The organism is Pseudomonas sp. MF6747 (assembly GCF_963890955.1).
Classification (GTDB): domain Bacteria; phylum Pseudomonadota; class Gammaproteobacteria; order Pseudomonadales; family Pseudomonadaceae; genus Aquipseudomonas.
In genome coordinates this window covers 156,918-169,602 of record NZ_CAWPSZ010000012.1, presented here as the reverse complement: position 1 = coordinate 169,602, position 12,685 = coordinate 156,918, and the positions used below count along the sequence as shown (strand labels likewise).

Sequence of the window (12,685 nt, the reverse complement as noted above, 5' to 3'; positions counted from 1 at the left end):
TTTGCTCGCTCAACTAACAACATCTAAATGGGAGTGTCTTGTGGAAATTGCCTGTCTTGACCTGGAAGGGGTGCTGGTTCCGGAAATCTGGATCGCCTTCGCCGAAAAAACCGGTATTGAATCCCTGCGCGCCACGACCCGCGACATTCCCGACTACGACGTGCTGATGAAGCAACGCCTGCGCATCCTCGACGAGCATGGGCTCAAGCTTGCCGACATCCAGGAAGTGATCGCCACCCTTGAGCCGCTGGACGGCGCCATCGAGTTCGTCAACTGGCTGCGCGAGCGTTTCCAGGTGGTGATCCTGTCCGACACCTTCTACGAATTCTCCCAACCGCTGATGCGCCAGCTGGGCTTTCCGACCTTGCTGTGCCACCGCTTGATCACCGACGAAAACGACCGGGTGGTGAGTTACCAACTGCGTCAAAAGGACCCGAAGCGCCAATCCGTGCTGGCATTCAAGACCCTCTACTACCGCGTGATCGCCGCCGGCGATTCCTACAACGACACCACCATGCTGGGCGAAGCTGACTGTGGGATTCTGTTCCATGCGCCGCAGAATGTGATTCGCGAGTTCCCGCAATTTCCAGCGGTGCATACGTTTGAGGATTTGAAGAAAGCGTTCCTCAAGGCGTCAAATCGGGCGTTGAGCCTGTAAGTTTTTCAGCGCTGCTGATGGCCCCTTCGCAGGCAAGCCCGCTCCCACATGTGATCGGGTTCACACAGTTGAATGTGTGGTGGCTGGCTTGCCTGCGACAGGGCCGGTACAGCCAGGTCAGGCCCCTGCGAGCAACCGATCATAAGGAATACTCAAGCCCTCATGCAGGCTTTTTCGGCAGCGCGGCTCTGCGTCTGAGCCTCAGGCAGGGCCGGGCTGCTACAAGCCTTCCAACGTTTGTAACAACACCCGCACTTTCGTCAGCGACTCCTGATACTCCGCCTCCCACTGCGAGTCCGCCACGATCCCGCCACCGCCCCAGCAGCACACCTGCCCATCCTTGACCAGCAAGCTGCGAATCGCGATAGAGCTGTCCATCTCGCCGCGCACATCCAGGTACACCAACGAGCCGCAGTACAACCCGCGCCGCGTGGGTTCAAGCTCGTCGATGATCTGCATGGCGCGAATCTTCGGTGCGCCGGTGATGGAGCCACCGGGGAAGCTGCCGGCGATCAGGTCGAGGGCGTCTTTGTCGTCGGCCAGGATGCCAGTGACGCTGCTCACCAAGTGATGCACGTTGGGGTAGCTTTCCAGGCTGAACAATTGCGGCACTTTCACCGAGCCCGTCCGGCAGGTGCGGCCAAGGTCGTTGCGCAGCAGGTCAACGATCATCAGGTTTTCGGCGCGATCCTTGGGGCTGGCCATCAGCTCGGCGGCGTGGGCTGCGTCTTCTTCGGGTGTCAGGCCACGCGGGCGGGTGCCTTTGATCGGGCGGGTTTCGACGCGGCGCTCGCTGATGTGCACAAAGCGCTCCGGCGACAGGCTCAGCACGGCGCCGTCGTCCGGCAGGCTCTGGAACCCGGAAAACGGGGTAGGGCACGCCTCTCGCAAGGCGCAGTAAGCCGCCCACGGATCGCCGACGCACGGCGCGCGAAAACGCTGGGCAAAGTTGACCTGGTAGCAGTCGCCGGCCTGGATGTAGTCCTGAATGCGCACGATGGCCTGCCGGTAAGCGTCGGCGGTCAGGTCCGCAACCATGGGGCCGTGCAGTTTGAAGCTGGCCTGGCTGTCGACTGCGTCAACGTTGAACAGCGCAATCAAGCGTCGTCGCTCGCTGTCGATCAGCGAAGGGTGGAAGACCAGCTGACTGCTCTGCACCTGGTGATCGCTGATCAGCGCCCAGGCATACAGCCCAAAGCGCGCGTCCGGCAGGTGCAGGTCGTCCACCGCCAAGTGCGGCATGTGTTCCAGGTGGCGGCCGAAGTCGTAGCTCAGGTAACCGATCAAGCCGCCAGCGAACGGCAACTCATAACCCGCAGGCAACCCCGCCTCACCCAACTGCGTGAGGTTTTCGCGCAAGCGTTGCAGGAAATCACTGCCGTTTTCGTCAGGCCGTACCGTCAGCGTTTCCACTGGCCAGGCGCTGAGCAGGTCATAGCGCCCGCGTTCGGCAGCCGGGCGGCCGCTGTCGAGCAACACTGCGCCGGGAGCGTGACGAATCGCCGCGAAGTAGTCGGCGGGGTTGGCCCGGTAGGGCAGCGGGTGTACAGAACAGGTCGACATGCGGGGTGGATCAGCTGTTGGCTTGGGGGAGGCGATTGTAGTCCCCCGAAGGGTTTGGTCCTAGAGCGCGGTTTAAATGGGGCAGCGGGTTTGCTCGCGACGGCGGCGTATCAGTCCCGGTTGTGTTGAATGTCACTCCGCTTTCGCGAGCAAGCCCGCTTCCACAGTTGAGTGGCGTCAGCCTTCAACGGCGGGAATATGCCCGAACATCTCCTGCACGAACTTAACCCGCTCTTCCGGCGTTTCCGTCACGCCTGCAGCTTTCAGTTCTTCCAACCGCGCTTCCACCGCATGGGTGCGCAACGTCAGGCCGCAGTCGTTGGCAATCTGGATATTGAGCCCCGGCCGCGCGTTCAGCTCGAGGATCAGCGGGCCTTTTTCCTGGTCCAGCACCATGTCCACGCCGATGTAACCCAGCCCGCACAGCTCATAACAGCTGGCCGCCAACTTCATGAAACCGTCCCAGTTGGGCAGTTGCACGCCATCCACCGCGTTGGTGGTGTCGGGGTGTTTGGTGATGATGTTGTTCAGCCAGGTGCCGCGCAGCGTCAAGCCCGTGGCCAGGTCGACACCCACGCCAATCGCGCCCTGGTGCAGGTTGGCCTTGCCGCCGGACTGGCGCGTCGGCAAGCGCAGCATGGCCATTACCGGGTAACCCATCAGCACAATGATGCGGATGTCCGGCACGCCTTCGTAACTGATGCTCTTGAAGATCTGGTCGGGCACCACGCGGTACTCGATCAGCGCGCGGTCACGGTGGCCGCCCAGGGAATACAGGCCGGTGAGGATGCTGGAAATCTGGTGTTCGATTTCTTCATGGCTGATGATTTTGCCGGACACCGTGCGATAGCGCCCTTCAAAACGGTCGGCCACCACCAGGATGCCATCGCCGCCGGCACCCTGGGCCGGCTTGATCACGAAGTCGCTGCGCCCGCCGATGATCTCGTCGAGCTTGTCGATTTCTTTCTCGGTGGAAATGATCCCGTACATTTCCGGCACGTGAATACCGGCCGCCATCGCCCGTTCCTTGGTGATGATCTTGTCATCCACAATCGGGTACAGGCTGCGCTTGTTGTACTTGAGCACGTAGTCGGCGTTGCGCCGGTTGATGCCCATGATGCCCCGCGCTTCCAGGGCCTTCCAGGTCTTCCAGAAGCCGAACATTACGAGTCAGCCTTGAGGAAGGCCTTGAAACGCACCAGTTCGGTCAGGCGGTAGCCGCGATAACGACCCATGGCCAGCATGAAGCCCACCAGGATCAACAGGACTGCCGGGAAGGTGAACACAAAGTAGATCAGCTCCGGCACGCTCATGATGATGTGCGCCAGCGAGGCGGCGAACAGCGTACCGATCGCCACTTTCAGCGCATGGTTGGCGCCGCGTTCTTCCCAGGTGATCGACAGGCGTTCGATGGTCATGGTCAGAATCACCATCGGGAACAGCGCCACCGACAGCCCGCGCTCAAGGCCCAGCTTGTGGCTGAACAAACTGATGGCTGCAATCAGCACCACCACGAAGGTCAGCACCACCGACAGCCTCGGCAGCATCTGCAGCTTCAAGTGTTCCAGGTACGACCTGAGCGACAAGCCCAGCGCGGTAATAATGGTGAACAGCACAATGCCAAAGCCCAACTGCGTCTCGCGGAACGCCAGGGCGATCAATACCGGCGTGAAGGTGCCCAGCGTCTGCAGGCCGATCAGGTTGCGCAGGATCAGAATCACCAGCACGCCAATCGGGATCATCACCATGATCATGAAGGTCTGCTGGGTTTGCAGCGGCAGGCCGTACAGCGAGTATTCGAGGAAGTTGGCGTCGGTGTTCTCGTCGGTCAGCTTGGCCAGGCGAATCGCGTTCATTTCGCTGTTGTTCAGGCTGAAGGTCACCATGGCTTTCTTGCCACCATCCACCGTGATCAGGTTTTCATCGCCGGTCCACCACAGCAGGCGGTCAGCGGGCAGGCCTTGCTCGCCGGTTTCCGGATTGAAATACAGCCAGTCATTGCCATTGAAGCTGCGCAGCCATAGTTCCGGGGTTTGCGGCTGGTCGGCGACGAGGCGGATGGTGTGGACTTTTTCCACCGGCACATGGGCGATGGACAGCAATAACTCGACGATCTTGGCCTTGTGCGGCGTCGACGGGTCGCCCGCCAGCAGCAGCTTCACATTGTCGTCGTTGAGGTTGTTGGTGCGCTTGATCGCTTCGGTAATAAAGGTTTCGACGTCGGCCGAATGCTGGCGGATCGGCGCCAGCAAGGCTTCGGCGGCGATTTTCTCCGGGCCTTCCACGGCAATGCTGTCGCGGAAGGTCGGACCTTTGACCTTGACCTTTTCGCCGCTGTAACGCTTGGTCAGCACCAGGCGGTAATACAGCGTCTGATTGCCCTTGGCGCGGCGCGCCGACCAGGTGACCTTGCGGTTGCCGTCGGTGCGGTTGACGCTCACGCCGTAGTTATTGGAGATGAAACTCTCGTTGAGGCTGACGAAGTCGCGGCTCAGGGGCGGCACGAACATCGAGATCTTCACCGGGTCTTTGGGGCTGGCGACAAACTCGACCTTGGCGTCGATGTTCCACAGGTCGTCGGTGGCGTCCTCGGTGACGGGAATCCCCAGCACGAAAATCTGGTAGGCGGTGACCGAAATACCCAACACCACCAAAATGGTGATGAGGATTTTCAGGTGCAGGGTCAGAGAGCGCATTCGGTTTACTCGGCGGTAGGAGCGTCAGCGGCGCAGGCAGGTTTGCCCGCTGCGTATTTAAGACTGGGGTCGACCAGCGCATCAAAGCGTTTCAAGGCTTCGGAGCCGATCAGCAGCGGGTATTGGAATGCGCTGCGGTCAGTCAAGTTCACTTCGATGCTGCGTAAAGCAGTGCCCATGCAGATGTCCAGGGCGATCACTGGGCGGGCGGTGTAGTTCTTGTCCTCATCGGGGTCGTAGTCACCGGCGCGGCGTTTGATTTTGCTGACGCGGGCCAGGGGGCGTTCGATGGGGTGGGAATGGGCGGTGTCGATGGCCAGGTAGAAACGTACCCAGGATTCACCGTTGCGTTTGAAGCGCTTGATGTCGCGGGCGCTCAACGAGGCGGTCTTGGCGCCGGTGTCGAGTTTGGCCGCCACTTCCAGGTCTATGCCCGCCAGTTTCGCGTATTCATTCAGGCCATACACGGTCTTCTCGGCGGCGCCGCCAAGGCTCGGTATGCACGCTAGGCAAAACATTAAAAGGAAGGGCTTGAGTCTCATAGATCCTGAGGCGCTGCAGTGCGATGTTTAATTCAAGGCGACTGGCATTGCTGCGCAATCTCGGGTGCGCCGTTTCATCAAGTGATGTCAGGCAAAAGCGGCGGGCATTCTAACATGATGCTTTTTTGGCGCCAGCGCTGGCAGGCGGCCATGCCCCTATTCGGCGCACACGGGGTTATTAGACGATTGTCGACAATGTTGATTTATTCTTTGACTATTTGGGTCTGAGTGGCTAGTTTTTGCGGCACTGCTTTTAAAGGTGTCGACAATATGCTGGATCAACTGGAAACCCCAGTGGTGGTGCAGGACGATTCCCAGACCATGTCCGAGAACGTCTTCCGGCGCATCCAGGCCGCCATCGTCAAAGGCGAAATCGCCCCCGGCAGCAAGATTTCCGAGCCGGAACTGGCCCGCACCTACGGCATCAGCCGTGGCCCGTTGCGCGAAGCCATCCACCGCCTGGAAGGCCAGCGCCTGCTGGTGCGCGTGCCTCACGTTGGCGCGCGAGTGGTGTCCTTGAGCCATGCCGAGCTGATCGAACTCTATGAAATCCGCGAGTCCCTGGAAGGCATGGCCTGCCGCCTGGCCGCCGAGCGCATGACCGACGCGGAAATCGAAGAGCTGCGCCAGGTGCTTCATACCCATGAGCGCGACGAAGCGTTCCAGGCCGGCCTGGGCTACTACCAGCAGGAAGGCGACTTCGATTTTCATTACCGGATAATTCAAGGCGCCGGCAATCGCACCCTGACCCAAATGCTCTGCGGCGAGCTGTACCAGTTGGTGCGCATGTACCGCATCCAGTTCTCCGCCACGCCCAATCGTCCACGCCAGGCTTTTGCCGAGCACCACCGCATTCTTGACGCAATTGCCGATCGTGACGGTGAACTGGCCGAATTGTTGATGCGCCGGCATATCGGCGCCTCCAAACGCAACATTGCCCGTCACTTCCCCGACGGCACTTCCTGAAGAGGTGAGTCATGAGTTCTAACAATAAAAGTACACCCGGCCAGCGTTTCCGTGACGCGGTTGCCAGCGAACATCCGCTACAGGTCGTTGGCGCGATCAACGCCAACCACGCGCTGCTGGCCAAGCGCGCCGGTTTCAAGGCGATTTACCTGTCGGGTGGCGGCGTGGCGGCGGGCTCTCTGGGTGTGCCAGACCTGGGCATCACGGGCCTGGATGACGTGTTGACCGACGTGCGCCGCATCACCGACGTGTGCGACCTGCCGCTGCTGGTGGACGTGGACACCGGTTTTGGCTCCTCGGCCTTCAATGTGGCGCGCACGGTCAAGTCGATGATCAAGTTCGGCGCCGCCGCCATCCATATCGAAGACCAGGTTGGCGCCAAGCGCTGCGGCCATCGCCCGAACAAAGAAATCGTGTCCCAGCAGGAAATGGTCGACCGTATCAAGGCCGCCGTGGATGCGCGCACCGATGACAGTTTCGTGATCATGGCGCGCACCGACGCCCTCGCCGTCGAAGGTTTGGAATCGGCACTGGAACGCGCCGCCGCCTGCATCGAGGCCGGCGCTGACATGGTGTTCCCCGAAGCCATCACTGAGCTGGAGATGTACAAGCTCTTCGCCTCCCGCGTGAAGGCACCGATCCTGGCCAACATTACCGAATTCGGCGCGACGCCGCTGTACACCACCGAACAGTTGAAATCTGCCGATGTTTCCATCGTGCTGTACCCGCTCTCGGCCTTCCGCGCCATGAACAAGGCCGCCGAGAATGTCTACACCGCGATCCGTCGCGATGGCACTCAACAGAATGTGATCGACACCATGCAAACCCGCATGGAGCTATACGATCGCATCGACTACCACACCTTCGAGCAGAAGCTCGACGCGCTGTTCGCCGCGAAAAAATAAACCCTGTGGGGGCGAGCAAGCCCGCTCCCACACGCTCCCTGAATAACTACAAAATTGGAGAACAACCATGGCTGAAGCAAAAGTATTGAGTGGCGCCGGCCTGCGTGGCCAGGTGGCCGGGCAGACCGCACTGTCCACCGTGGGCCAGGCCGGCGCCGGCTTGACCTATCGCGGCTACGACGTGCGTGAACTGGCCGCCGATGCGCAATTTGAAGAAGTTGCCTACCTGCTGCTGTACGGCGAATTGCCAACCAAAGCCGAACTGGCGGCCTACACCGCCAAACTCGGCAAGCTGCGCGACCTGCCGCAGGCGCTCAAAGAAGTGCTGGAGCGCATCCCCGCCGACGCCCACCCGATGGACGTGATGCGCACCGGCTGCTCGTTCCTGGGCAATATCGAGCCGGAAAAAGACTTCAGTGTGCAGCGCGATGTCACCGACCGCCTGCTTGCCGCTTTTCCGGCGATCATGTGCTACTGGTATCGCTTCAGCCACGATGGCAAGAAGATTGATTGCGTGACCGACGAGCCGAGCATCGGCGGCCATTTCCTGCACCTGCTGCATGGCAAGAAGCCGAGCGCGTTGCACGAGAAGGTCATGAACGTGTCGCTGATTCTCTACGCCGAGCACGAGTTCAACGCCTCGACCTTCACCGCCCGTGTGTGTGCCTCGACCCTGTCCGACCTGTATTCCTGCGTCACCGCCGCCATCGGTTCGCTGCGCGGCCCGCTGCACGGCGGCGCCAACGAAGCGGCGATGGAAATGATCGAGCGTTTCGGCTCGGCCGAAGAAGCCGTCGAAGGCACCCTCGGCATGCTGGCGCGCAAGGACAAGATCATGGGCTTTGGCCACGCGATCTACAAAGACAGCGACCCGCGTAATGAAGTGATTAAGGGCTGGTCGAAAAAACTCGCTGACGAAGTGGGCGACAAGGTGCTGTTCCCGGTCTCCGAAGCCATCGACAAGACCATGTGGGAGCAGAAGAAATTGTTCCCCAACGCCGACTTCTACCATGCCTCGGCGTACCACTTCATGGGCATCCCGACCAAGCTGTTCACGCCGATCTTCGTCTGCTCACGCCTCACCGGCTGGGCTGCGCATGTGTTCGAGCAGCGCGCCAACAACCGCATCATCCGTCCAAGCGCCGAGTACATCGGCGTTGAGCAGCGCAAGTTCGTGCCAATCGAACGTCGCTGAATGAGGAGACCGACGAGCCGGGAATGGGTATGAGGTTAAATGTGGGAGGGGGCTTGCCCCCGATAGCAGTCTGTCAGTTGATACAGCTGGCACTGAACCACCGCCATCGGGGGCAAGCCCCCTCCCACATTTTGATCACATTCCAATTCTGGATCTGCTTCGGTTCTTCTTTTGTAACTACCGTGACCGAGTCCTGACGATGAACACTGAATTTCGCAAACCGCTCCCTGGCAGCCGCCTGGATTTCTACGACGCCCGTGCGGCTGTCGATGCAATCGCCCCCGGCGCCTACGCCACTTTGCCGTACACCTCCCGCGTGCTCGCGGAGAACCTGGTGCGCCGTTGCGACCCGGCCACGCTCAACGCTTCCTTGAGCCAACTGATCGAACGCAAGCGCGACCTCGACTTCCCCTGGTTCCCGGCGCGTGTGGTGTGCCACGACATCCTCGGCCAGACCGCCCTGGTCGACCTTGCCGGCCTGCGCGACGCCATCGCCCTGCAAGGCGGTGACCCGGCCCAGGTCAACCCGGTGGTGCCCACCCAGTTGATCGTCGACCACTCCCTGGCGGTTGAAGCCGGTGGTTCGGACCCGGACGCGTTCGAGAAAAACCGCGCCATTGAAGACCGCCGCAACGAAGACCGTTTTCACTTTATCGAGTGGACCAAAAAGGCCTTCAAGAACGTCGACGTGATCCCGCCGGGCAACGGCATCATGCACCAGATCAACCTGGAGAAAATGTCTCCGGTGATTCAGGTGCGTGACGGCGTGGCGTTCCCGGATACCTGCGTCGGCACCGACAGCCACACGCCGCACGTGGATGCGCTGGGCGTGATCGCCATCGGCGTCGGCGGCCTGGAGGCCGAGAGCGTGATGCTCGGTCGCGCGTCGTGGATGCGCCTGCCGGAAATCATCGGCGTCGAACTCACCGGCAAGCTGCTGCCTGGCATCACTGCCACCGACATGGTGCTGGCGCTGACCGAATTCCTGCGTAAGCAGAAAGTGGTGGGTGCGTGGCTGGAATTCTTCGGCGAAGGCGCCTCCAGGCTGACCCTGGGCGACCGCGCGACCATCTCCAACATGGCCCCGGAATACGGTGCCACCGCGGCGATGTTCTACATCGACCCGCAGACCATCGCCTACCTGAAACTCACCGGCCGCGAAGACGAACAAGTCACCCTGGTGGAGCAATACGCGCGTCACACCGGCCTATGGGCGGATGACCTCAAGGGCGCGCAATACGAGCGCGGCCTGACCTTCGACCTGTCCAGCGTGGTGCGCAACATGGCCGGCCCGAGCAACCCGCATGCGCGCGTGGCCACCAGCGATCTGGCGTCCAAGGGCATCTCCGGCCAGTGGGACGAAGTGCCAGGGCAAATGCCGGATGGCGCGGTGATCATCGCTGCTATCACCAGTTGCACCAACACCAGTAACCCGCGCAACGTGATCGCCGCCGGCCTGCTGGCGCGTAACGCCAACAAGCTTGGGCTGACGCGTAAGCCGTGGGTCAAATCCTCGCTGGCGCCCGGCTCGAAAACCGTGGCGATGTACCTCGACGAAGCGGGCTTGACCCACGAGTTGGAGCAGCTGGGTTTTGGTGTTGTGGCGTTTGCCTGCACCACCTGCAACGGCATGTCCGGCGCACTCGACCCGGTGATCCAGCAAGAAATCATCGACCGCGACCTGTACGCCACCGCCGTGTTGTCGGGCAACCGCAACTTCGACGGGCGCATTCACCCCTATGCCAAGCAAGCGTTCCTGGCTTCGCCGCCATTGGTCGTGGCTTACGCGATTGCCGGCACCATCCGTTTCGACATTGAAAAGGACGTGCTCGGCTTCGATGCCAACGGCAAGGAAATCCGCCTGCAGGACATCTGGCCGAGCGATGAAGAGATCGACGCAGTGGTCAAGGCCTCGGTCAAGCCGGAGCAGTTCCGCGCCGTTTACATCCCGATGTTTGCGATTCACGAAGACACCGGCCCCAAAGTCGCCCCTCTGTACGACTGGCGCCCGCAAAGCACCTACATCCGCCGCCCGCCGTATTGGGAAGGCGCGCTGGCCGGTGCGCGGCCGCTTAAAGGTATGCGCCCGTTGGCGGTGCTGCCGGACAACATCACCACCGATCACCTGTCGCCGTCCAACGCGATCATGCTCGACAGCGCCGCCGGCGAGTACCTGGCGAAAATGGGCTTGCCGGAAGTCGACTTCAACTCCTACGCGACTCACCGCGGCGACCACTTGACCGCGCAACGCGCGACCTTTGCCAACCCGAAACTGTTCAACGAAATGGTCCAGGAAAACGGCAAGGTCAAGCAGGGTTCCCTCGCGCGTATCGAGCCGGAAGGCCAGGTCACGCGGATGTGGGAAGCCATTGAAACCTACATGGAGCGCAAGCAGCCGCTGATCATCATTGCCGGTGCCGACTATGGCCAGGGCTCGTCCCGCGACTGGGCGGCCAAGGGCGTGCGCCTGGCCGGTGTGGAGGCCATTGCCGCCGAAGGCTTCGAGCGTATTCACCGCACCAACCTGGTGGGCATGGGCGTGTTGCCGCTGGAGTTTCTGCCGGGCACCGACCGCCACACCCTGAACATCGATGGCAGCGAAACCTATGACGTGGTTGGCCAACGCACCCCGCGTGCGCAGCTGACCCTGGTGATCAACCGCAAAAATGGTGAGCGTGTCGAAGTGCCGGTGACGTGCCGCCTGGACACCGCCGAAGAAGTGTCGATCTACGAGGCGGGCGGCGTGTTGCAACGTTTTGCCCAGGACTTCCTGGAATCGGCGGCGACGGCTTAAGGGGATAACCATGGCACACGCAGCGCAAATCAAAATCCCCGCCACCTATATGCGTGGCGGCACCAGCAAGGGCGTGTTTTTCAGCCTCAAGGACCTGCCCGAAGCCGCGCAGGTGCCGGGCGCCGCGCGCGACGCTTTGCTGTTGCGGGTGATCGGCAGCCCCGATCCCTACGACAAGCAAATCGACGGCATGGGCGGCGCCACCTCGAGCACCAGCAAAACCGTGATCCTGGCCAAGAGCACCCGCGCCGATCACGACGTGGACTATTTGTTTGGCCAGGTCTCCATCGACAAGCCTTTTGTCGACTGGAGCGGTAACTGCGGCAACCTGTCGGCGGCGGTGGGTTCGTTCGCCATCAGCGCCGGGCTGGTCGACCCCGCCCGCGTGCCCCGCAACGGCGTGGCCGTGGTGCGGGTCTGGCAGGCCAATATCGGCAAGACCATCATCGCCCATGTGCCGATCACCGACGGCGCGGTGCAGGAAACCGGCGACTTCGAACTCGACGGCGTGACCTTCCCGGCCGCCGAAGTGCAGCTGGAGTTCATGGACCCGGCGGCGGAAGAGGAGGGCGGCGGTGGCTCGATGTTCCCCACCGGTAATCTGATCGACGACTTGGAGGTGCCCGGTGTCGGCACTTTCAAGGCGACGCTGATCAACGCGGGCATCCCGACGATTTTCATCAATGCCGAAGACCTCGGCTACACCGGCACCGAGCTGCAAGGCGCGATCAACAGCGACCCCAAAGCCCTGGCGATGTTTGAAACCGTGCGGGCCTATGGCGCATTGCGCATGGGCCTGATCAAGCATCTTGACGAAGCCGCCCAGCGTCAGCACACGCCCAAGGTCGCCTTTGTGGCCAAGCCTTTGGACTACGTGGCGTCCAGCGGCAAGGCAATCAAGGCCGGTGATGTGGATTTGCTCGTGCGCGCCTTGTCGATGGGCAAGTTGCACCACGCGATGATGGGCACGGCGGCGGTGGCGATTGGCACGGCGGCGGCGATTTCCGGCACCTTGGTCAACCTCGCAGCCGGTGGTGTGGAACGTAACGCGGTGCGCTTCGGGCATCCGTCCGGCACCTTGCGTGTGGGCGCGGAGGCGACCCAGGTGAACGGCGAATGGGTGGTTAAGAAAGCCATCATGAGCCGCAGCGCGCGGGTATTGATGGAAGGTTTCGTACGCGTGCCCGGCGACGCCTTTTAATCCCCGGCACCGAACCCCTGTGGGAGTGGGCTTGTGTGGGAGCGGGCTTGCTCGCGAATGCGGTGTGTCAGCTGCACATAAGTTGACGGGCCCACTGCATTCGCGAGCAAGCCCGCGCCCACAAGGGCTTAAGCGCTACCCAACACTTATAAGCAGGCACTCAGA

10 protein-coding genes are annotated in these 12,685 nt (G+C 61.6%); 6 read left to right on the top strand and 4 right to left on the bottom strand.

The window, feature by feature from the left end; genetic code table 11:
• Positions 1-40: 40 nt before the first annotated feature.
• Entirely contained in the window at positions 41-658 is a 618-nt protein-coding gene (gene thrH, locus AACW30_RS13450; RefSeq protein WP_200622817.1) for a bifunctional phosphoserine phosphatase/homoserine phosphotransferase ThrH, read from the top strand.
• A gap of 219 nt (positions 659-877) precedes the next feature.
• On the opposite strand, the gene pabB is transcribed toward thrH, so the two are convergent.
• The 4 genes from pabB to rloA form a co-directional block, all read right to left on the bottom strand.
• Entirely contained in the window at positions 878-2,221 is a 1,344-nt protein-coding gene (pabB, locus tag AACW30_RS13445; protein ID WP_179609551.1) for an aminodeoxychorismate synthase component I, read from the bottom strand.
• A 177-nt stretch (positions 2,222-2,398) separates the two neighbouring features.
• Entirely contained in the window at positions 2,399-3,385 is a 987-nt protein-coding gene (locus tag AACW30_RS13440; RefSeq protein WP_106576284.1) for an alpha-L-glutamate ligase-like protein, read from the bottom strand.
• Positions 3,385-4,917, bottom strand: a complete 1,533-nt coding sequence (gene rloB / locus AACW30_RS13435; RefSeq protein ID WP_106576285.1) for an osmotic stress tolerance membrane protein RloB — start codon at positions 4,915-4,917, stop codon at positions 3,385-3,387. The genes AACW30_RS13440 and rloB overlap by 1 nt, the downstream gene beginning before the upstream one ends.
• A gap of 5 nt (positions 4,918-4,922) precedes the next feature.
• Entirely contained in the window at positions 4,923-5,459 is a 537-nt protein-coding gene (gene rloA, locus AACW30_RS13430) for a retropepsin-like aspartic peptidase RloA (RefSeq protein WP_119742081.1), read from the bottom strand.
• A gap of 270 nt (positions 5,460-5,729) precedes the next feature.
• Between rloA and AACW30_RS13425 the strand changes: the two genes are divergently transcribed.
• From AACW30_RS13425 to prpF, 5 genes are all read left to right on the top strand, one after another.
• Positions 5,730-6,425, top strand: a complete 696-nt coding sequence (locus AACW30_RS13425; protein WP_200622815.1) for a GntR family transcriptional regulator — start codon at positions 5,730-5,732, stop codon at positions 6,423-6,425.
• Positions 6,426-6,436: 11 nt separating this feature from the next.
• Positions 6,437-7,330, top strand: a complete 894-nt coding sequence (gene prpB, locus AACW30_RS13420) for a methylisocitrate lyase (protein ID WP_025854214.1) — start codon at positions 6,437-6,439, stop codon at positions 7,328-7,330.
• Positions 7,331-7,397: 67 nt separating this feature from the next.
• Positions 7,398-8,525: a bifunctional 2-methylcitrate synthase/citrate synthase gene (gene prpC, locus AACW30_RS13415; RefSeq protein ID WP_106576288.1), complete on the top strand. Its 1,128-nt coding sequence runs from the start codon at positions 7,398-7,400 to the stop codon at positions 8,523-8,525.
• 199 nt (positions 8,526-8,724) lie between these two features.
• Entirely contained in the window at positions 8,725-11,319 is a 2,595-nt protein-coding gene (acnD, locus tag AACW30_RS13410; protein ID WP_200622813.1) for a Fe/S-dependent 2-methylisocitrate dehydratase AcnD, read from the top strand.
• Positions 11,320-11,329: 10 nt separating this feature from the next.
• Positions 11,330-12,520, top strand: a complete 1,191-nt coding sequence (prpF, locus tag AACW30_RS13405; RefSeq protein ID WP_124418255.1) for a 2-methylaconitate cis-trans isomerase PrpF — start codon at positions 11,330-11,332, stop codon at positions 12,518-12,520.
• Positions 12,521-12,685 lie beyond the last annotated feature (165 nt).